16 protein-coding genes and 1 pseudogene are annotated in these 22,340 nt (G+C 40.5%); 14 read left to right on the top strand and 3 right to left on the bottom strand.

What is annotated here, in order from left to right; all coding sequences use genetic code 11:
* The first annotated feature begins 1 nt into the window (after position 1).
* Complete coding sequence (locus tag B4G94_RS24490; protein WP_286862677.1) at positions 2-1,144, top strand: TlpA disulfide reductase family protein; 1,143 nt, start codon at positions 2-4, stop codon at positions 1,142-1,144.
* A 401-nt stretch (positions 1,145-1,545) separates the two neighbouring features.
* On the opposite strand, the gene B4G94_RS24485 is transcribed toward B4G94_RS24490, so the two are convergent.
* Positions 1,546-1,773 carry a hypothetical protein gene (locus B4G94_RS24485; protein ID WP_286862674.1) on the bottom strand — a complete coding sequence of 76 codons (228 nt, stop codon included), beginning with the start codon at positions 1,771-1,773 and terminating at the stop codon, positions 1,546-1,548.
* Between B4G94_RS24485 and B4G94_RS24480 the strand changes: the two genes are divergently transcribed.
* Together B4G94_RS24480 and B4G94_RS24475 are read left to right on the top strand one after the other, a co-directional pair.
* The gene (locus B4G94_RS24480) at positions 1,757-4,639 is read left to right on the top strand and encodes a leucine-rich repeat domain-containing protein (RefSeq protein WP_286862673.1); all 2,883 of its coding nucleotides are present in this window, start codon (positions 1,757-1,759) and stop codon (positions 4,637-4,639) included. The genes B4G94_RS24485 and B4G94_RS24480 overlap by 17 nt on opposite strands.
* A 429-nt stretch (positions 4,640-5,068) precedes the next feature.
* Positions 5,069-6,487, top strand: a complete 1,419-nt coding sequence (locus tag B4G94_RS24475; RefSeq protein WP_286862672.1) for a serine hydrolase — start codon at positions 5,069-5,071, stop codon at positions 6,485-6,487.
* 83 nt (positions 6,488-6,570) lie between these two features.
* Here B4G94_RS24475 and B4G94_RS24470 read toward each other — a convergent pair whose 3' ends face one another.
* Positions 6,571-7,032 (bottom strand): VOC family protein, encoded by a 462-nt coding sequence (locus B4G94_RS24470; RefSeq protein ID WP_286862671.1) that lies wholly within the window; start codon positions 7,030-7,032, stop codon positions 6,571-6,573.
* Between the two features lie 259 nt (positions 7,033-7,291).
* Between B4G94_RS24470 and B4G94_RS24465 the strand changes: the two are divergent.
* The 7 genes and pseudogenes from B4G94_RS24465 to B4G94_RS24435 all read left to right on the top strand — a co-directional run.
* Positions 7,292-7,588: pseudogene (locus tag B4G94_RS24465) on the top strand (DUF2314 domain-containing protein); the annotation flags it as partial.
* 468 nt (positions 7,589-8,056) lie between these two features.
* Positions 8,057-8,437 carry a response regulator gene (locus B4G94_RS24460; protein WP_108632712.1) on the top strand — a complete coding sequence of 127 codons (381 nt, stop codon included), beginning with the start codon at positions 8,057-8,059 and terminating at the stop codon, positions 8,435-8,437.
* Positions 8,430-9,566 (top strand): HEAT repeat domain-containing protein, encoded by a 1,137-nt coding sequence (locus B4G94_RS24455; RefSeq protein WP_286862668.1) that lies wholly within the window; start codon positions 8,430-8,432, stop codon positions 9,564-9,566. Before B4G94_RS24460 ends, B4G94_RS24455 begins: the two co-directional genes overlap by 8 nt.
* A 24-nt stretch (positions 9,567-9,590) precedes the next feature.
* Positions 9,591-11,027 (top strand): glycosyltransferase family 2 protein, encoded by a 1,437-nt coding sequence (locus B4G94_RS24450; protein WP_286862666.1) that lies wholly within the window; start codon positions 9,591-9,593, stop codon positions 11,025-11,027.
* A gap of 4 nt (positions 11,028-11,031) precedes the next feature.
* On the top strand, positions 11,032-12,564 hold the full coding sequence (locus tag B4G94_RS24445; protein ID WP_286862664.1) for a YaiO family outer membrane beta-barrel protein: 1,533 nt from the start codon (positions 11,032-11,034) through the stop codon (positions 12,562-12,564).
* 1 nt (position 12,565) lies between these two features.
* The gene (locus B4G94_RS24440) at positions 12,566-14,776 is read left to right on the top strand and encodes a DUF4838 domain-containing protein (RefSeq protein WP_286862662.1); all 2,211 of its coding nucleotides are present in this window, start codon (positions 12,566-12,568) and stop codon (positions 14,774-14,776) included.
* A gap of 176 nt (positions 14,777-14,952) precedes the next feature.
* A complete protein-coding gene (locus B4G94_RS24435) occupies positions 14,953-17,397 on the top strand; it encodes a TonB-dependent receptor (RefSeq protein WP_286862660.1) in 2,445 nt (814 codons plus the stop codon).
* Here the strand turns inward: B4G94_RS24435 and B4G94_RS24430 are convergent.
* The gene (locus B4G94_RS24430; protein ID WP_286862658.1) at positions 17,394-18,203 is read right to left on the bottom strand and encodes an AraC family transcriptional regulator; all 810 of its coding nucleotides are present in this window, start codon (positions 18,201-18,203) and stop codon (positions 17,394-17,396) included. The two genes, B4G94_RS24435 and B4G94_RS24430, sit on opposite strands and share 4 nt — an antisense overlap.
* A 367-nt stretch (positions 18,204-18,570) precedes the next feature.
* On the opposite strand from B4G94_RS24430, the gene B4G94_RS24425 reads away from it, so the two are divergent.
* From B4G94_RS24425 to B4G94_RS24410, 4 genes are all read left to right on the top strand, one after another.
* Positions 18,571-19,413: an AraC family transcriptional regulator gene (locus B4G94_RS24425; RefSeq protein ID WP_286862656.1), complete on the top strand. Its 843-nt coding sequence runs from the start codon at positions 18,571-18,573 to the stop codon at positions 19,411-19,413.
* Between the two features lie 66 nt (positions 19,414-19,479).
* Positions 19,480-20,478 carry a DUF6268 family outer membrane beta-barrel protein gene (locus B4G94_RS24420; RefSeq protein ID WP_286862654.1) on the top strand — a complete coding sequence of 333 codons (999 nt, stop codon included), beginning with the start codon at positions 19,480-19,482 and terminating at the stop codon, positions 20,476-20,478.
* 337 nt (positions 20,479-20,815) lie between these two features.
* Entirely contained in the window at positions 20,816-21,568 is a 753-nt protein-coding gene (locus tag B4G94_RS24415) for an SDR family oxidoreductase (protein ID WP_286862652.1), read from the top strand.
* A gap of 76 nt (positions 21,569-21,644) precedes the next feature.
* Entirely contained in the window at positions 21,645-22,316 is a 672-nt protein-coding gene (locus tag B4G94_RS24410; protein ID WP_286862650.1) for a succinate dehydrogenase cytochrome b subunit, read from the top strand.
* Positions 22,317-22,340 lie beyond the last annotated feature (24 nt).

Below are 22,340 nucleotides of genomic sequence, written 5' to 3'. Positions count from 1 at the left end.
TATGAAGAATATGAAATGGGCGCTGGCCCTGGCATGTGTATTACCGGTATTGGGATATGCACAACAAAACTATACAATACAGGGTACAGTAGGCAAATTAGATAAGCCAGCGAAAGCTTACCTGCGTCTTAATTACGACGGAAAGGAACGGATCGATTCGGTTGAGATGAAAAATGGAAAATTTGAATTTAAGGGAAGTATCCCATCACCGATGGAAGCGCATTTGCGTATAATCCACGACAATGCTCCTTTTGATCCGGCCAAACCACCGAAACAGGATATACTACCATTTTTAATTGAGGGAGCAACGATTAAATTTGTGGCCGCGGATTCCATCAAACATGCCAAAATCTCGGGATCACCTTTAAATGCGGAGAATGAGCGCGTGAATGCGTTACTAAAACCGATTTATGATCAATATGAGGCTTTGAATAATGAGTATAAGGCCAAATCTCTTGCGGATCAGCAGGATCCGAAATATATCAAGTCATTGGAGGATCGGGCAAATGCGATACAGCAGCAGACGATTGACGCCAAATTGGACTATGTCGCCAGGAATCCAAAAAGCTATATGGGATTAATGGCTTTTAATTCTACTTTACCGCCTGAATTCGATGCTGTTAAAGCCGAAAAGATATTTGCCACATTAGATCCAAGCCTACAGGCTTCCATCCTCGGGAAAGACCTGGCAAAGCGCATCGCATTGGTCAAAAAAACAAGCGAAGGGGTGGAGGCTCAGGATTTCACACAACCTGATGTTGACGGTAAACCCGTGAAGTTGTCCGATTACCGTGGAAAATATGTGTTGATCGACTTTTGGGCATCCTGGTGTGCACCGTGCCGACGGGAAAACCCGAATCTGGTAAAATCATATGCCAAATATCAAAAAGAAGGATTTGAGATCCTGGGCGTATCGATGGACAAGGCGGCCGATAAGGCGAAGTGGTTAAAAGCGATCCAGGATGATGGACTTACCTGGAAACAGGTCGGAGATCTCAAAGGGTGGGAAAATGAAGCCGGGGTGATGTACGATGTGAAGGCAATCCCAATGAATTTCTTAGTGGATCCGAACGGCAAAATCATCGCTAAATATTTGCGTGGTGAGGCGCTAGATAAAAAACTGGCAGAAATTTTTGCAAAATAGATTTTTGCCGGTACCAGCTATCCTGTGCTGGCATATGTTTGGTTAGAAAGGAATGAGGCCGTATCAAAACGTTAAAAGTTAGATACGGCTTCTTTTTTTATAAGTTTCCTAATAACGGTCAGTGAAAGCCTGCGTTGCTGATCGCGAGTTATGGTGCTGGATATAGTTGGCCTATTTGATTCTTAGCAAGTGAAATAGCGGCTTTTGGTCCCTCGGCTGTTCTGTTACTGGTTTCCTGTACAAAAAACTTACAATAGATTTTCAATGGTATATGGTTTTGTTTGCTAGATAGTATAAGTATATTTATATTTAAGAAACAAAAGCCGATATATGAAGTCTGAATTAATAAAACAAGTTTTTATTCTACTCTTCTTAATGACGATATTAATATGGGTTGGATTTTATATCTCTTTCAAGGATTTGGTCCTTTCGGGCTGGAATACCTTAATTATCCCCGCACCAATAATTAAACTTTCGATAATAACTTTGTTATCGATTTGTTTGATGTGGCGGGGGAAACTTTTCTTTTTAAGCACAGCAGGGCCTCGAACCTGATATATAATAGTTGATAAAATGGTTAAGGGAAATAATTTGATTGCCAGATTAAGTCTGATGAGGTTTTTATTCATCGCTTTCAGTTTTTTTAGCCTACAGCTAAGCGCCCAGGATCTGCTTGGATATAAGGCAATTCTTGATGGCCTCCCAAGTAATGTAAGATTCATAAAAAATCACCACCCTAGCAATCGAATATCCTTTGCCCGTATAACTGCCAAGGATATTGTTCTTCTAAAAGATCTTGTGGATAGCTTGCCTCAGGTCCGTTACCTAGGGCTAGAATTTGAAAACCAGTCCCAACTGGATAGTCTATGTCAATCGTTATTTCTATTTCCCAATTTGGAGGCTGTTGTTTTCAAGGAATTTAGTTTTCGAATAGACACTTTGGAGCCTGCCGGGACATTACATCTGGACAATGAATTTTATAAACAGAAACAATTAAGGGCCCTGGCATTCGAAGGAAACTCCAAGATAAACTTAGCTGGGGAAATTGCTGAGCTAAATAAGCTCCCAATGTTAAATTATTTAATTTTCAGGGCTTTCCCCGCTCAGCATATTCCGAAAGGTTTGAAAGACAATAGTCAATTGAGGGGTATCTCGTTTGAATATAAACCCTTGATGGATCTATTTGAATTTCCACCCCAAATAAGTGAAATTGCGATCAGCTCCACATCGCCAAATGATCGCATTGATCATATATTGGAGATACTTCCCAATAAAAAAAGAATAGAAACGCTAAGTTTAAGCTCCTTTAAGAATAAAGATACAGTAACGTATTTGGATAGGGGATTGAAGTCCCTAAAAAAGCTGGAATTATATTTCAATGATATCGATGATCTAGGCCGGTTTATGGGCAATTTTAGCAGCAGTGCCAAACTGGAGAAACTATCATTTGTATACGGCCCTCTCAAGCAGATTTCATTGGGTCTGTTTCAATTTAAAGAATTGAGGGAATTGCGGATTACAAAAACAAGATCTGTACTTTATTTGCCTGAGCAGCTATCGCGATTGAAAAAACTACGTGTGCTTGATCTTTCTGAAAATGCAATTGACACCTTACCTTATGGTCTATTCCAGTTAAGTGAATTGACTGACCTAAACCTATCGCATAATCAGCTGACTGGAATCTCCAATAAAATAGGAGCGCTTAAGGGCCTCAAAACATTGGAACTTCAAAGTAATAAATTGCATGATGTGCCTGCAGCTATAGGCAACTTTCACCGATTGCAGCAATTGAACTTACAAGCTAATCCGCTAGCTACGTTACCATCGCTAGGGGGATTGAAAAAGCTCGAAACATTAAATTTATCGTTTTGCAATTTGATGTCGTTGCCGGAAGATATCGGGGCCTTATCTAGTTTAAAGAGTTTGGATGCAAGTGATAATTTTTTAACAGCACTACCAGAAAGTATCACCAAGCTATCTACGCTTGAGAACTTACGCGTTTCTACCAATCTCCTGCAAAAACTTCCAGATCAGTTAGGCGTGTTAACTAATCTTCGTGAGCTGTATATCGATATCAATCAGCTGAAAAAGCTACCGATTTCTATCGGCAGTATGGATCAGCTCAAAATATTAAATATAAGCCATAACGATATAACTATTCTGCCAGAGTCCTTAGGTCAGCTTTCAAATTTAACGGAGTTTTATGCAATCAATGACCGTCCTTCACATTACAATGTATACGATTATACCAGGGAAATTTTGCGTAAAGATAATCCGAAGACCGATAGACAACTTGCAAGTACCGCGCTGCGCGAGTTTCCAAGTGATCTTAAAAACTGGTCAAACATTAAGATAATACGAATTTTCAATAACGATTTTTCATCTTTTGATATTCTTAAATCATTATTCACAATTCCCTCAAAATACTACGCTGTTGATCTATCGAGCTGTAATATTTCCAATCTGCCATCTAGCGGATGGGATAGTTTTTTAGGTAAGGAGCTGCGTCTGGGATCAAATAATATTCAGGAGGTACCCAAGGACATGATCAACAGCCCCTTTTTGGCAGAATTGAATTTCCGACAAAATAAACTTCCAAAATCACCTAAAAATCAGAATAGCCACGCGGAAAAGCGAGGTGGTGTGCTGCTGTACTTCCAGCAGATAGGGCTGATGGATATGGATGATCTACCTCATGATAATGATATGGTACATGCTCTTGCAGATCGGAGCAGCCAATGTTTTATCTATGATCAGGATTATAAGGCGACAGTCGAATTGGCGGATAAAGCTCTTGAAATTAATCCTGATTTGGCTAAAAAAAGACTCAACTTTCGCGATCTTGGTGAAGCGAGGTTTAGGCTGGGTGATTATAGGGAGGCGATTTCTGATTTGACCAGAGCTATTCAACGGGATACAATAGGTCCGATCCGTATAATGAATTTTGTTGTCCCTGCATTTGACAATAGAGCGCGAAGTTACCTTGCCATCCAAGATACCATGGCGGCGTTGCAGGATTATCTTACGTTATCCAAGCGGTTTAGACCTGAAAGCTGGACCGATGTTGGAGCGTTGTATCAGAAGATGAATGCGGATGAGAAAGCGCTGGAAGCATTTCAAAACAGTATAGACTACTATTTTGAACGTATTGCCCATGAAAAGGAAGGCTCAGCAAACAGGCAATTGTTTCAGCTCTGTATTCTGGAAATATATATCGTATCCAACCAGCATGAGAAAGCGGTAAAATATGCCCTAAGTATCGGTGCCGACATGAAAGCCAAAGATCTGACTCCCATATACCTTTATTTAAATTCTGTGATGGACATTACCGGAAATAGGAAACCCAATTTTAATCCGTCAGCGGTCGAGGGAAAAGTGAGTAGGAGTTGGGGGTATGATCTGCTGCTCCAGTGGACTGATACTACTACTACTTTAAGTAATTTGCAAAAACAGGCAATAAGAGATTTGACACTTGCGATGGAAAAACTACGTTAATTGCTATGTCTAGGGCATCTATATTAACAATGCCTTGCAGACATGTAACACGGCTATTGATTCAATGCTATAACGGCAAGTATTACAGACCTTCCAATTTTACATATATAGAGGTTTTGTCTTATTTATGAAGGGGTTTACAATTCGTTTAATGCGATTTATGAACCGTTGGGGGGGGGCTAATAATATGGAAGCGGCTGGTAACTCGATATATCCGATTTCGGTGGAACTCCAGATATTAATAGCATATTTTGTAACAAGGCCTTGATATCACATGTCGATTTTAGAGTTTATCCAAATAGCTTTTTAGCTTGTTCATAAATGAACATAAGTTGTCCGATTTTGAACAAGTTCTAAATATATGACGTTTTTAATTTGTTCATTATAAGTTTCTTGCGTTTTTGGCGAATGAGTTGATTTAGTAATAAAATGAAAATTAAACTAAATTATAAGTTTTACGTTCTCCTTTTATTTCTGCTTTCAGTTCAGTTCTTGCCTGCCCAAGTTACTCGTTCCGATTACGATTCTTTTATGAAAGAGTTTCAAGGGCTTTTCAATGAAAAAAAATCGGGTGAGATCTATGGGCGATCATCTGCCATCTATCAGGCTAAAATTTCAAAAGAAAAGTTTTCACTGGGTATGAAGAAGTTTGTGGCAAATGTGGGCGCAATGGAGCAGTTTTCTTTTGTTGATTCGACTGCCAGCGGATACAATTATACCATTAAATTTGAAAACTCTGACCAATTATTTTCTGTTCTGCTCGATCATGAAAAGCGGGTCCTAAGGATGAATTTCAAAGAAATGCCATTTGTCATACAAGATAAGAATTTCGTGGTCGGGAGCAATAATCCATTAAAAGACTCCATAGATTTACTGGTTGAAAAATTCGTCAGGCCGTATATCCAAAAGGGCGCTACCGCAGGTGTTATGTTAGCGGTAATTAATGGAAAGCAGCAAAGAAAATATAGTTATGGGACTATCGCTAAGACAAGCAATCAACTCCCGCACGCTTCTAAAAGTATTTTTGAGATCGGTTCGGTTACAAAAATTTTCACCTCACTGTTATTGGCAAAAGAAGTAGTTGGCGGCAATATGCAATTGGACGATCCGATCAGTAAATATCTGCCCGATTCTATTCCTCGTTTAGCATGGCGTGGTCATCCGATTTCACTGGTGCAACTGTCCAATCATACCGCAGGATTTCCTCGGCTCCCGGAGAATATTTTTACGACCAATGTCATTCTGGCTGATCCATATAGTCATTACACGGTTGATTCGCTCTTCCATTTTTTGAAAAAATATAAAGTTTTGTCTCAAACCGGAATCAAGTTTTCTTACTCAAATTTAGGCGCAGGTGTATTAGGTGTAGCATTAGAACGCCATAATAATAAAAGTATTGAACAGTTGGTCATTGACAATATTTGTATGCCCCTGGGAATGAAAAATACATCATTAAAAGATGCCGGTGCCATACAAGGATACAATGAAAAAGGAAGACCAACCTCGTATTGGCACTTGGGATCTTTGGCGGGGTCTGGGGCCATAAGATCGACATTGGATGACATGATTACTTTTATGGAGGCACAGTTAGGTTCCGAGAATAAACTGACAAAAGCCATTCATTTGACCCATCAGATAACTTTTGTGGATAATGATCAAAGTATGGCGTTGGGTTGGCGTATTAAAAAAGCTGGAAACAGAAAGATATTTCATCATTCTGGAGGTACAGGCGGATTTAGGTCTTTTGTTGCATTTGATGATAAATCCCAAAAAGCAATTGTTATTCTGTCCAATGCTGCCTTAGATGTCTCGACTATCGGATTTTCGATATTTGAACATTGCTTATAGCACAACTGAGCCCAATGTACCAGCACATAAGCTTCTTTTCCAGTTTATAGTGCTGGAACATGGACTTTGTCGTTACCTTGCTTTTAGAAATCAGCAATAATGATCTTTTTCATTCCCATCATTTTTTTGAATGCACCGGGTCTTTTGTTGAGTTCCGCCCAATTTTCAGGAGAAACCTGCCAGCTTAATCCGTATTTGTCTTTCAGCCAGCCACAGACGCTCTCTTGTCCTCCACCCGATGTAAGTGCTTCCCAATAGTAGTCTATTTCAGTCTGGTCTTTGCAGGGGATCATCAGCGAAATAGCTTCGTTAAATTTGAATATCGGTCCGGCATTAATCCCGATGAAACGCATTCCCAGAATCTCAAACTCAACGGTAAGTACTTTCCCCGCGAAATCCTTCTGGAAATCAGCCAGTCCTTCGGTTTCTGAATTCGGGTAATAAGTAATATTGATGATCTTACCATCTTTGAAAACCGACAGATAATATTCTGCGGCCTCCTGTGCGTTGCTGTCAAACCATAGGTTTGGAATTATCTTTTGCATAGCTTTTATATTTTGGTTATTTTTTTATTTTCTTAGGACCTGAAAAATCGACTATCCCCAGCTGTTTAAATTTATGTCAGGCATCTTCCGGCGATTTTTTAAAATCGGTAAACAAACAATTGAGGTTCTTCTATTCATCCTATCTAAATTTTGATCATTGACAGTCTTACAAATTTAAACGATTTGTTTTTCGGTCAACTTGGCATAGGAAAAGAAATTATACAAGCTTTTCAAAAACCGCAAAGGGGGGTATGAAGGTTTTGCCCTCAAACTGGCGTTTGATACACCCGACAACAGTTTGGAGCACATTTGGGTAGGAAATCTCATCTATCTAAATGGTCAATTTACGGGTGTTGTCCATAACAGCCCCGTCTCTACAAAAGAGGTAGCTATCGGTGACACCATAGTCGTTGATAAACAAAAAATATCAGATTGGATGTATCTGGATAAAGGAGTATTACGCGGCGGATATACGATCCGCGCCATGCGTGAGCAGCTGTCAGAAACGGAAAAAGAAGAATTCAACAGATCGATCGATTTTACGATAGAAGATTAGCTATTATTCCAGCCCCTTAATACCTCAAATGCAGACCGAACAATGCCCTATTGTTGTTTTGCACATAAAATAACTATGCGCTATAAATATTTAAACTACTAATTAAGTTAGTCACGAATAATGAACCTTCCGTATTGTTCATCTGCTGACTTTACAAGGCCAAATTAGGACAATATAGCGCTGATCCTTAGGTAGAAACAGCGCTAGTGATATGGTAGAAAGTGGGGCGGAGTTGACTTATAGCAATTTTGATGCGATTGATCCTAAGAGTTTAAATTTATATAATAGCTCAACTAGAAGTTGATACAAATTTTGTTTCTATTGTCTTTTTAATGTCATTTTATTGGTTGTTTTTTGTGATTAATGCAGTTTAAATGCATTAAACGAGTCTGTAGTGCTTCCACTACAGAGATTGATTTTTTTTTTATCAAATTTTGTTTCACCATGAAAAACTAATATAAACACACTATGTGGGACAAAAAAAAGAGAATCCTTGTTGTCGAAGATAATGAGATTCTGTTGGGCACCATGCAATTTGTTCTTTTACGTGAGGGGTATGATCTACTCCTAGCCAAATCAGGCAAGGAAGCTCTTACTCTGGTCTCGGACGAATCAATTGATCTGGTCATTACTGATCTGGCACTACCCTTTGCCAATGGTTTTGAAATTATAGACCGGATCAGAAAGAGCAATACAAATAATCAGGTACCGGTTATAATTATTTCAGGCTATCACGACGACAACAGTATTGTTGAGGGTTTTGAAGTGGGGGCAAACGATTATATGAAAAAGCCTATATCGCCTACCGAGCTGATTTCACGTGTACGTTTGAGAATTGGCCATGCTTAGCACATTGGTACATATCATCCGTGATATTCGCGCCTTTTTTGAAGGTGACGGCTGGGCGGTACTTGTTACCGTAGCCCTGCTTTTGAGCGTGTTGTTTTGGACTATTTGTCTAATTGGAATCGCCTTTTTTTATTACCGTGATTATCGATATCGGAATGTCTATTCCCGGATCTATCCGGCATTAAGGGATTTTATCTATGAGCAGATTTTGGTGAACAATAGGGCCAGTCATTTCCCAGTGGATAAATTGGGACTGGACTTGCATAATAAGCTCGTAGGCAATGTGGTCCGACATATTATACACGAGTTTATCTTCACCGTCGGCGGAGAGAAAGGGCAGAGTCTGCGGCGTCTTTTCAATGAGTTGGGCTTTGATAAAGAAGCGCAATATGAAATCAGACATTCGGCCACAAACATGGTGACAACAGTAGGATCTCTGGCCAATTTGGCCTTGATGAAGGTACCCATTCAGGAAAAGATCCTGGATCAGCTGCTCAAAAGCCCTCAGGTTGAAATCCGTGTCGCAGCATCTAAATACCTCCTGCAAGTGGAAGGCGAACAGGCCTTTGACAGGGTATTTGAAGGACTAATTGGGATCAGTCAGCTTCAGGCGCTCGATATCTTTCAGACGGTTGTTCAGGGAGACTATTACGGTAACTATATGTTTTCGCAATGGTTGAATGTGTCAAAGTCCTTTGCCGTTAACAGCTTGTTCATGGACCTGATGGTCTACTATCAGGAGTTAAACGAAGCTGGGCTCTGGGCATTAATTACTGCCAATAAAGAATCAAAAACTGCTTTAAAAGCCGTTAACTCGTTGGGAAAGCTATTGGCTAAGGATAGTGAGGAGCGATTGCAGGATTTATATACAGAGGAAAGCAACTTGGCAGCCAAGCTGGAAATACTAAAGGCACTCGGCCGTGTCGGACAAGGAAAATCCATTGATTTTCTGAACCGATTGTTTATGGACAGCAATTTGCCATTAAGCCTGCGAAAACATGCTTATCGCTCATTGGTCGCTCAAAGACCTTACAGTATACCGCTTTTGCGAAAAATAGATGAACAGGTGGATCGCGTAGAAAGTAAACTCATCCGCTATGTTAATCACCCAATGGTCCATTACATTTAAAGAGTTAAAAGGAAGGGGTTTGATATGACACATTTTATTTCTTCAGTAGAGTTTGTTTTTGGATTGTACTGTCTTTTGCTGCTGGTCGTATATGTGATGCTGTTTCGCATGTCATGGCTATCAATTCGTAGGAATCTCCAAAAACACAGGTCTAGACATGTCCAGACGCTGATGGAATCGGAAATTGCGCCGGGGGTAAGTATTGTCGCACCTGCTTATAATGAGTCCGTGACTATCGTTAATAACGTGCGTTCATTGATGACGCTGTTTTATCCGCGATATGAGGTGGTTATCGTTAATGACGGAAGTAAGGATGATACTTTGGCAAAACTGATCAAAGAATTTGATCTGGTAGCGGTCGATTTTCTGGTCGATTATTTGGTTCCCTGTAAGGAAATTAAAGCCATTTATAAATCGCGTGATATTTCCCATAAACACCTGACTGTCGTTGACAAGATAAACGGCGGAAGCAAGGCGGATGCGGTCAATGCAGGAATAAACGTTGCGGCCTTTCCGTACATATTGAATACAGATGTTGACTGTGTACTTGCCAATGATACACTGGTATATCTGATGGAGGCGGTATTGGACGCTAAAGAACGGGTCATCGCCGTGGGGGCCACTTTACGGATGTCCAATTCAAGCTATGTGGACTCAGGGATGTTGGTCGAAGCAGCCTTACCTAAACCCATCTTGGCGCGATTTCAGGAGATGGAGTATATCCGGTCATACCTTCTCGGTAAAATGGGATGGAATTACCTGAATTGTATCCCCAATGTATCTGGTGGCCTTGGCTTATTTGACAAGGAAATACTTATCATGGCGGGTGGTTATGACCCAAAATCCCTAGGGGAGGATATGGAGATGGTGACCAGGATGTGTATGAAGATGTGCGACAATAACGAAAAATATGAGGTCAAATATATTCCCCAGACATTATGCTGGACTGAGGGGCCGGATAGCCTTAAAATGCTGACCCGACAGCGGATCCGGTGGGCTAGGGGCTTGATGCAGATCATGCGCACCCATCGCAGGGCTTTCTTCAATCCCAGCTATAAAAGGTTTGGGCTGGTCGTATTTCCCTACAATGCCATTTTTGAATTCTTCGCGCCGGTTATGGAAATTCTGGGTATTTTCTTTTATATCTACCTGATCTTGACAAATGGTATCAATTGGCAGATGGCCATCCTGTTACTGATTTTCGTATATGCGTTTTCGGTTTTTTTAACCAGCTTTTCGATCTTGTTGGACAATTATGTCTATAAGTATTACAAGCGCAGGGAGGATATTGTCCGCTTATGCCTTACTGTATTTTTAGAACCTTTTATATATCATCCGATCATTGTGTACAGTTCCATAAAAGGATATATACAGGAGCTTTTCGGTAAAAAACATGCCTGGGGAGAAATGAAACGTAAAGGTACCTTAACAGCCTTATCACCGAATGGGACTAAAAAATAGAGCAATGAAAAAATTATTGATATTGATGGTCGTTTTCTTGCAATCCTTGTTAGCGTATACCATTTCCGCACAGGTGGTCTGGCAAAATAAAAAATGCGATGTGGATAGTTTGGTGCCGCAGGCAATCAGCTATCTGCATGAGGGAAAGCTTGATCAGTCGGTTATGCTGAGCCGCACCGTGTTGGCAAAATACCCGCAGTACACCGATTTTAACTATATTTTGGGACTGAGTTATCAAAAGATGGGCCGGGGAGATTGGGCTGTTCCGTATTTCGAAAAGGTAATGGCAAATGATGCGAAGTATAAAGACTGCTACTCGCCCCTAGCATTATTGTATGAAGCGAAAGGCGATCTAGACAAAGCCGATAAAGTTTGGCAGCTGGCACGCACGCGATTTCCTGATGATATGGAGCTGGCAGCTGCTTACCGGGAATATGAATCTAGGAGCATGCGAAATGCTGTCAACAATAACATCGACAATTGGTACAAAGAAGGCCTAAAATGTATTGCACGTGGAGAGCTGCAAAAAGCCATATCAATTTCGGACAGTATGCAGCGGGCAGATGCTGGCGATAACCGGTATTTATACCTCCGCTCCAGTGCTTATATGTCCGGTAACGACTATAATAAAGCCAAAAGTGGCTATGAGATGCTTTGGGATAAAGGGGATAGTACCGTGTTTATACAAGAACAGTTAGCGAATATCGCTGTTGCAAATAAAGATTATCAGACCGCTCTGACCTATATGCAACGACTGTCGCGGCAATCACCGCAAGTGGAAAGTTATCGTCAACAGGCAAAAGTATACCGGGAAAATTTACCCTATAGCTTCTATGTCGGCTTAAATCATACCCAAAGCGCACAAGATAGGCCCAACGGACACTTCTTTATTTCTGGAGTGGAATATGGGAAGAAAGTGGGCACAAAGGGGATGTTCATTGGTCAGTTTAACTATGGAAACAGAAGAGGAGAAAAAGGGTATCAGGTGGGATTGGATGCTTGGTTGAATTATAGCGCAAAAATATATGCCTATCATCATTTGTCTTGGGCCGATGGAACAGTATTTCCGACATGGCGGGCGGCATATAGTCTTTATCGGGAGGCCGGCCCCTGGCTCTTTGATGTAGGCGGGCGTTACGTGCGATCGGCAGACCATAACGGAAACTATGGCATGGTGGCCTCGGTAGGCCGGTATCTTGGGCCGACCTTTGTCTATCTCCGGGGATTTTTGTTGCATGATGAACAGCGTTGGAATCAGGCCTACTCGCTGGCAGTAAGGCACTATTACAATAGTGAAAAGCCTAATTCTTATGTCACCGTCATTGCTAATATCGGAACATCTCCGGATGATCCTTCTCGGTACCAATTTTTAAACGACAGGTTTGGTTTTTTGTCACGATCAGTCAACGCCGGATGGCAACATCGTATCGAAAGCTGGGGATTTACGCTTATGGGTGGATGGAGTTATTATAAGGTGGCTGAAAACAGATTTATCAATCAGTATGATCTGAATCTTTCATTAAGGAAATATTTTTAATATGTGGAAGTATATGTTAGCGCTGTTTTTTTTCACAACAATCGCTCAGGCTAAAGAACGGATTACATTGGTGAATGAAGGTGTGGCCAATTATGTTATCCGTACTGACCAAAACAACTCGGCCCTGCTGAAAGCAGCAGCGGTAATCAACGAATTTACCTTATTGAGCACGGGGACAGGCTTTGAATTGCAGGCCCGGGAACAGGATCGGCCGGCAATTATACTGGAGCAGGTGCCACTAAGCAAAAGCTACCCGGAAGACAGCTATTCAATACAGTTTAGAGGGGCTAATATGTATATTAAAGGTAGTGGAAAAGGGGTTCTTTATGGCGCTTACCGTTACGTGAGAGATATTATCGGTGCAAAGAAATGGTATACCGGTAGGGAGAATACCTTCGTTCCCGAGTTGTCTTCGCTAGTGGTGGATGCCGATTTTCACGTTTTCGCGAAACCTAACTTCCAGTTTCGCGAAGTTTATTTCCCGATCGAATTGGATCAGGAATATTTAGACTGGTATGGACTGCATAATTTAGAAGAAAAATGGGGGGATTGGGGACATACGTTCAACAAGATATTACCGCCATCCATTTATTTTAAAGAACATCCCGAATACTACTCACTGTATCATGGGAAAAGACAAGCTACCCAGCTCTGCCTTTCCAACGAAGCTGTTTTTGAACATACCGTTGCATATTTCAGGCAAAGAATGCTTGAAAATCCGCAAGCTAAATACTGGTCGATAGCGCAAAATGATGACATTGGTAGCTGCACCTGTGATCGCTGTCAAGCGATTGATAAACGCGAAGGCGGAGCCCAGGGGTCATTGATCTATTTTGTGAATAGAGTAGCCGCTAAATTTCCGGATAAGCAATTTACAACGCTCGCATACTTACAGACAGCGAATGCCCCCGCCCATCTACGCGTGGCGAATAATGTTTCGGTGATATTAAGCAATATTGATGCTTTTCGTAAAGGTGATATTGGCAACGAACCTTCTGCAGCGACATTCCGCAGGCAGCTGCGTGATTGGAAATCCAAAGCTGCACATGTCTTTGTGTGGGATTATTTAACACAGTTTACAAATTATCTGGTTCCTTTTCCTATTCAGGGAACATTGCAAAAAAGTCTGGGTTATTTAAAACAGCAAGGCGTGGAGGGCGTGTTTTTGCAGGGTGGGGGTGCTAGCTATAGTGATATGGCTGAATTAAATGCTTATATTCTGTCCCACTTGTTGTGGGACAATACGATCTCTGAAGAACAGCTTACGGATGAATTTGTAAATGCTTATTATGGCAAGGCCGGTCAAGCTGTCAAAGCCTACCTCAATGCTCGGCGAAAGGCTCTGCCTGCTGCCTCATCAGCGCTATCGATCTATGGAAATCCCATTGATAATAGAAAGGATTATTTAAGTGCGGAGCAAATGGATCACTATAGTACATTATTGGAAAAGGCTGAAATATGGAGTGAAGGCAACCTGGTATTGGAACAACGTATCAGACGGTTGGGACTAGGTCTGGATTATACCTATTTACAACAGGCTCGGTTTTATGGGCCACGGCAACATGGGATATTTAGCAACGAGAATGGAGAGTGGCACGTAAGGCCGAATGTACAGCGCAAGCTGCAACAGTTTGTTGAAGATGCCAAGAAACTCGGCGTAGCTGAACTTGCCGAGGGCGGTGCCTCACCCAACCAATATGCGAAAGAATGGAGCGAGATATTTAGCACAGGAGTACGTGTGAATAAAGCTGCTGAAGCAAAAATGACGATGAAATACCCTTTTGACCCTTCATTCCCTGCCAACGGTATGCAGACCCTGACTGATCGTGTCCCCGGCTATCTGGATTATAGCTATAATTGGCTCTTATGGACTGGAGAACCTATGGAGATTGCCTTTAACTTCGAAAAGGCAAAAAAGGTGGAGGCTATAGAACTCAATTTCCTTCAGGATGCACGGCATTGGATTTTTATTCCAAAAGAGATCCGTATCACGGCTTCAAAAGATGGTGAAAATTTTAAGGAGTTACTTTCCTCTAAAATTGAAGAAATAGACGAAGACTATACAGTGCAGAAAGTCAAATTTAAAGCTCCAGTAGCGGATGATGTTAAAATAATTCGCGTTTATGCCTTACCATTTCCCTCCCTGCCAGAATGGCGCTATCATCCCACACGAAAAGTCTCTATCGCTTGTGATGAAATCTGGGTGGACTAACATAAGAATGAAGATGGTTCAGACGTCCACTCTTATTCGATTTTAAAGATAGCAACGCCAGGTATAACATTTTGTTTCAGTAAGATTAAGGTCGATTTGAAAAAACTGTGGTATAATTTTCAGGTATGTACACCATCTTTATTAACTTTTCTATTTTTGGGGAAACTTAGACACCCGTGAAAAGATTTTTTATTCTATTCTACCTTTTATTTACGCTAACAGTAGTGCATGCGCAAAAATCCTTGCTTTTTGGAAGTATAAAGGATTCTATCTCAAGTTTACCAATCTCTTTTGCTACTATCGCTGTCCTCGATATGGATGGTCATGTTGTCGATGGTGCGGTTGCTGATTCGATAGGTGGTTTCCGATTTTTCGATCTGAAAAGAGGGCAATATGCTATTGTGGTTAAATTTATCGGTTACCGCCAGAAAAAACTAGTAGTGGACTTCGATGGTAGAAGCCAGACCAATCTAGCTGAAATCGCGCTTGTCAGTACGGATCAGCGGTTGACCGAAGTAAAGATTACTGGAGAGCTTGCCGCGCAGAAGCACTCCGCTGATAGGCAGCGCTATCAGGCTAGTCAGTATGGAAATGCTGTTGGCGGTACAGCTTTGGATATCGTGAAAAATCTACCCTCGGCTGCTGTGGATGGGAATGGCAATATAAGCATGCGCGGGAATACGGGCATTATTGTACTTATCAATGGTAAACCTTCCTTGCTAGATCCTGCGACAATATTAAGCCAGATCGCAGCTAATGATGTAACCGATGTAGAGTATATTACCAGCCCCTCAGCTCAATTTGATCCTGATGGCAAAGGAGGGATTATCAATCTCAGGACGAAAAAAGCTTCATCGGATGGATTTGCTTGGATAGTTAATCTCCAAGGTGGATTGCCGAGTATAGATAATCATGGGAACAAGAGGAGGCAAAAACGATTTGGTGGAGATATCTCCTTCCAGCTAAAAAAAAATAAGCTCGAATTGAGCGGCTCGGCTAATTATCTGCGCAACGACAATGCTGGTTTCAGAGAAGGTAGCGTTTATACCATTATTGGCGATCGGCAGACGTTCTTTCCATCTAAAGGCGAACGGAGTTTTGACAAGTATAATTTTGGTCTCAGATTGAATGGTTCATATGAACTATCAAAGAAACAGCAAATTAACTTAGGTATGTTGGCATCCCGGAAATTTCAGGATCGACTGGCCGATATCGATTATACAAATCGAACAGTTCGTCCATCAACAGGTGAAGAACTTTCAAAAATAAATTATTTCAACTCCAATCTGCAGAATAAACAGGGAGAATTTTATCTTATCGATTTCAATTATAAGTACAAGTTTAGTGATACCCATTTATTGCAGGCAGGTGCTATTTATGAGTACGCCAATATATATGGATCGACCAAGAACGCGAATATCGAACATCGGATTGATACTGTCCAATGGACAAATAACAATTATACCAATCCTTTACACGGGCTACGGATTTCAGTCCAACATCAATGGAAATTGTCGCATGGGGAGCTATTGAGTGGTTATCAACTAAGAAATGATCGGCAGAAAGGTAACTTTGAATATTTTGCCACGGAAAAGCCAGGTGAGGCAATTAAACTTATTCCCGAATTTACAGGAAAGTTAAATGCAAATAATACGGTGCATGCTATTTTTAGCCAATATGATCATAAACTTGAAAGAACACAGTTGTCACTTGGACTTCGTTATGAATATTATCAACGTGATGTACTGTTAGTCAATACCGGGATGGAATATCCATATTCTGTCCACCAATTGTATCCTACGTTCAATTTAATGCATAACCTCAGCGAGGATTGGTCCTGGAAATTTGCTGCTGCCCGTCGAGTTCAACGAAACAATAATTTTGAGCTAAATCCCATACCCGAACGCGAACACTCGGAGACATTGGAACAAGGAGATCCCAACTTGCTTCCAGAATTTACAACTAATGTCGAGACTGGTATTGTGAAGAAGTTAAAAACAGGAAGTATATTCTTAAACACCTACTACCAACACACGAAAAATCCGATCCAACGGGTCAATTCGGTGTATGCAGATACAATACTCAATCGGGTGTTTACCAATGCTGACTATGCTACCCGTTTGGGGGCAGAACTGGGAGGGGAGGGAAAGCTTCTCCCTTGGTTAAAAGTCAACGGTGGACTTAACCTGTATCGTTATAAGATATCTGGACGAGTGCTTACTTATCAGGAGACAAACAGTAATAGTGACTGGGTGTATTCCCTGAACGCTGGGGTTCAGGCAGATCTGGCCAAGAATTGGAGTACAGGTTTGCAGGTAAACTATCTCTCAGAAAGGCCTACGGTACAGGGAAAGGATTCCAGGTTTGTCGCCCCCCACTTTAATCTGAGCAAGGCTTTTTTGAAAGGAGCAATTAAAGCACAGTTTCAATGGCAGTTCATTGAACTTGGTAAATGGGGAGTCAATGAGCAGCGTATTACGACATCCTCAAATGACTTTTTCACCACCACTAATTATATTTACGAAAAGAATATATTGATGCTTAACCTCAATTTTAATTTTTATAAGCTGAATCAGCTTTTGAAACTGCCTAAGAGTGAGTTTGGCGAAAAAGAATTTTAGTTATGTTGTCTCTTGAATTCGGAAGGGGTGAAGTTTGTGTATCGCTTAAAGTATTTTGAAAAGTTTGATTTATCGGAGAAACCCAAGACAAAAGCAATTTCGGCGATTGAGTTGTTGGTATAGAAAATAAGTCTTTTCGCCTCTTTGATAATATAAGTTGCCAATACCTGAGAGGCCGTGTAATTGGCATTTCTCTTGCAAGCTGCACTCAGATTTTGAGGACTTGTGTGGAGCAGGCCTGCATAGTAAGCGACATTGTTTATGATTTTCGAATCAGTATTTAACAGCTCAATAAATTTTACATACAGGTCGTTGGAGACCGATGTGGATTGCTCCGTCTTGCCAATATTTTCAAGAGTTTTAGCTAAAAGTGATTTAAACAATCCCTCCTGACATATTTTGTTTTCTTCCTGTGATAGCAATTGCAGAAGGGTCGGAATGACTCTATTTTCTTTTAGGTAAAGAATGTCAAATTGACTGATCTCATCGACTAACCTTGCGATTTCAAGATCTAAGCTCTGTTCTACGAAAGATTTTTTTAGTAAGAGCACATAGCCCTCGATTGGAACCTCCAATTCCCAGCAATGTACGGATTCCTTGCGAATAATCAATATACATGGCGTCTTAACTAGGCTTTTGCAGTTGTCAATAATTTGTTTTCCAGATGTTTTTGATAAAAATACCAATTCAAGGTATCCATTGTGTCTATGTGGTTTGGTTATGGCTTTTGAATTGTCAAATGCAACAACCTTTAATAATTTCTGGGGTTCGAGTTTATCTTTTACGATAATTGTTTTGCTAGCCATGTAAGTCATTTGAAAGGTAAAAATAAAATAAATCCTCGTGTTTTGTGGTATTGAAGGAAATTGTCCTAGATCAGGCCTTAAGCATCACCGTAGCCAGCTAGGACTTCCTTATTGTTATTTTTAATTTCATAAGTTATTCTTTGCATCTTGAACCCAACCCTTTAGACTTAATAATGTCTGGAGAGGAATTTAAAAAAAATGATTTGAGAATAGAAAATGAAGTTATTTTATCAATAAAAACAACAATGATAAATCTAAATTCCGTTCATTTGTTAATGAAAGTTTATACATGATATCATTTACCCTATAGTTTTGTGCTGTGACTAAAATAAAGAGAATAACTCCAACAGATTTCAGGGGGCAGTTTATGTCAGAGATGTCAACTGACTTTGCAATTTTAAGAACACCTGTTCAGATACATGATATCGGAAAAACATCTAGTTTCATTAAAGTCCCCACGCCGTTACATAGACCCGAGTTCAACTTCATTGTTCATATTACAAGGGGAAGCGCAAAACAACAGGTAGATGCTAATTTGGTGTCAATAAAAGAGAATGAAATCTTATTTGTCAGGCAAGGAAACGTAACTTCATTAAAGGAGGTCAGCCCAGATGCTGCAGGATACATGATTTTATTTGAAGATCAGACACTCAGTCAATTGTTGTCAAAACAGGAGCTCATTAAACTCTTTTCTGCGAATACAATTATTCATCTGTCAGAGGAGAGTAGCGTATGGTTAACATCTCTGTTTGAACTATTGAGCATTGAGATATATTACCCAAATCCGAATCTTGGTGTTTGCTATTCTCTTTTGCAGGCAGGACTACAGAAAATTCTTACCTCAAGTAAAGAACTGAATAAAAGTATAAATCGGGGTGCAGAGATTACTTTTAACTTCAAAGAGCTGGTTTACAGATACTATCTGAAACATAAGTCAGTCTTATTTTATGCCGGCGAGCTGTCTGTTTCTGAAAACTATCTCCATAGATGTGTCAAGGAAACCATCGGTGAAAGTCCAAAGGAATGGATCAATAAAGTAAGTGTCCTGCAGAGCCAGCTGCTTTTGCAGGACCTGACCAAGAGTATTTCTGAAATTGCTTTTGAGCTCAATTATGGCGATCCTAGCTATTTCGGACGCCTATTTAAAAAGATAACAGGAGTAACCCCATCCGAATATAGAATTGCCTTTATGCAAGATTTGTCCGAGTAAAAAGTGGTTTAGTTTTAAAGCAATGCATGTTTTCAGTCCACCTTTGTATTATTAAATTCAAAGAAAATGAAAACACTAATCGCTATTAGAAACCTTGGCATCAGGACTGACCTCCAATTTACTTCCTATTGTAAAAACCGGATGACACCCAGATGGTCATATCTTGGTATTTTTATTTTAACGCTCCTCTTTTCAAATAAAAGCAATAGTCAGATCATTCAGGATGTTGGCGGTATTGCCACCACTGTCCATGGTAAAGCTAACTTTAAAGATTTGCCTTCAGAAAGTTCCCTTTCAGGAAATAAATTTCAACTGAAGACCTATGATGTCTGGCTGCCTATTCCTCCTTTAAAAATTGGCAGAACAAGCGTTTTTAGTAATCTGAATTATCGTTTAATGGATTTCAATTATGGCAACGAGACGATAGAAGATCCAAACCGGATTGAAAGAATTCATGAGATAAAATCAGTAATTATTATCCGACACCCCATTTCAGGCAAATGGTCTATTTTGGGAATAGCAATGCCAACCCTTGCTACGGATTTTAAAAAATCGCTCTCCTTAGATGACCTGATCCTGGACGGAATACTTGGTGTATCGAAAAAATTTGGGGCTGAATCGAATCTCGAAATTGGATTTGGTGTTCATGCTTTACATTCCTTTGGCGAGACTTTAATTACCCCAGGAATATCAATTGATTATCGGAGTCCAAATAACAAATGGTTAGCCCAGTTTTATTGGCCCAGATTAAATGTGCTTTATAGTGTGAGTGCAAACACACAGGTTGGTTTGGCGGGGTCAATAGATTGGACCCGATTTAATTTGAAAAATTATCGTGGTTACAGTGGTAAGGAAGTCGATTATGCGCAGTTCTCCACTATACATGGTGGCCTACAGGTACATCAACGCCTGATAGGAGGAATCTGGCTTCAGGTACAAGGCGGCATGGGACTTTTGAATCGTTATGAACTGTTCGACAGCAAACAAAAGACAGTCAATGATTTCTCTATTTCCAACATGGCATATGGAAAAGCTGCACTGAGCTACCGTATTGGCAGGAGATAAATGATTAAACCAAAGAACCTTCAGGCGATTTAGTACAAATTCCTTTGCAACGTAGAGGGAATGTTGAAGACATTGTTTCTGTTGTCGTAGCTATTTTAGATTCCAAGTGGACCACAGGCACTATTATACCAGTGGATGGTGGGATCTCTATTTCTTAGACACAATTAAAAGACGCAGAATCACGATATATAGTGATCATTCGGGTGATATCACTTTATTTCAGGAACTGTTAAATAGTTGTAGTTTTTTAAAAATCTGATTATTAAAGAGTTGTTTCTTTTGGCCTCACTGTTGTCTCAGTCGCCATAAAGAATTGATAAACTTTAAATTTAAAAATATGAAGATTTTAGTTATTGGAGGCACAGGATTGATCGGAACAAAAACTGTAGCTAAGTTGAGAGCACTCGGGCTTGAAGTTATTGCAGCATCCCCTAATACTGGTATAAATACGATTACGGGCGAAGGCTTAGCAGAAGCTGTGAACGGAGCCGAAGTGGTGATTGATCTTGCTAATTCACCATCATTTGCGGATAAGGATGTGATGGAATTTTTTGAGACTTCTGGGAAAAATTTGTTGGCAGCCGAAATTAATGCTGGAGTTAAACACCATATTGCATTGTCTGTTGTTGGTACGAGCCGCCTCCAGGCAAGTGGATATTTTAGGGCAAAACAAGTACAAGAGGATCTTATTGTCAAATCAGGCATTCCCTACACGATCATTCATTCCACGCAATTTTTAGAATTTTTAGGCGGCATCGTTGCTTCTGCACAGGATGGAGATGTGATCAATCTGTCGACCGCTAAAATACAACCGATCGCAGCTGAGGATGTTTCTTCTTTTGTTACCGAATTCGTACTTGGCCAGCCTATGAATGGAATCGTGGAAATTGGTGGCCCCGAACAATTTGAACTTGCAGGCCTGGTGCAACAATATTTGATCAAAACAGAAAATTCCAAAAAAGTTGTTGGAAGTAAGGATGCCTTATATTTTGGTGCGCCCTTGGAAGAATTAACTTTAGTGCCTTCCTCGGATGCAAAATTGGGTAAGCTAACCTTTGAAGAATGGTTTCGCCTTAGTGCTCAAAAATAAATATATTCCGATCCAAGGGCAGATAATGCCCTTGGATTTCGAAGCCTATCTATCCCTTCTTAAAAAGATTATAACTATGAAGAGTTTTTATAACACCTTTACGAGCTCTTTGGGCCGAAAATTTACAATGGCATTGAGCGGACTGTTCCTTATCAGTTTTTTGTTGGTGCATATGTCGGTCAATGCACTCATATTCTATAATGATGGCGGAGCGACGTTTACAATTGGCGCACATTTTATGGCCACAAATCCCGTGATCAGGACCTTGGAAATCGTTCTTATTGTTGGATTTGTTCTCCATATCGTGCAAGGGCTCCTATTATGGAAAAAAAATAGGGATGCGCGCCCCATTAAATATGCTTATCCATTGGCTACGCCTAAAATAAAATGGTATAGCAAGAGTATGACCTTGCTGGGGACACTTTTGCTTTTGTTTTTAGTGATACACACCTCCAACTTTTGGATAGCAAATCGTATTCACCAGTTTCGTTATGATGAGGAGCTGCCACTTTATGATTTGATGCTGGAGAAGTTTAGCAACCCGCTGGAAGTGTTGGTTTATTTATTTGGTTGTGTCTCCTTATTTTGGCATCTCTTGCATGGTTTTACCAGTGCTTTTACTTCGCTCGGTATATCGCATCGTCGGTACAATGGTTTTATAAAATGGATGGGAACGAGCTTTTCAGTAATTGTGCCCCTTATATTATTCTTGATGCCACTGTCGATTTATTTTAAGTGGATAAATTGATTACTCAGAATTGCGTATATTCGA

This window comes from Sphingobacterium sp. UBA7625 (assembly GCF_002484085.1).
Classification (GTDB): Bacteria; Bacteroidota; Bacteroidia; order Sphingobacteriales; family Sphingobacteriaceae; genus Sphingobacterium; species Sphingobacterium athyrii.
This window is presented reverse-complemented; position numbering and strand designations above follow the sequence as displayed.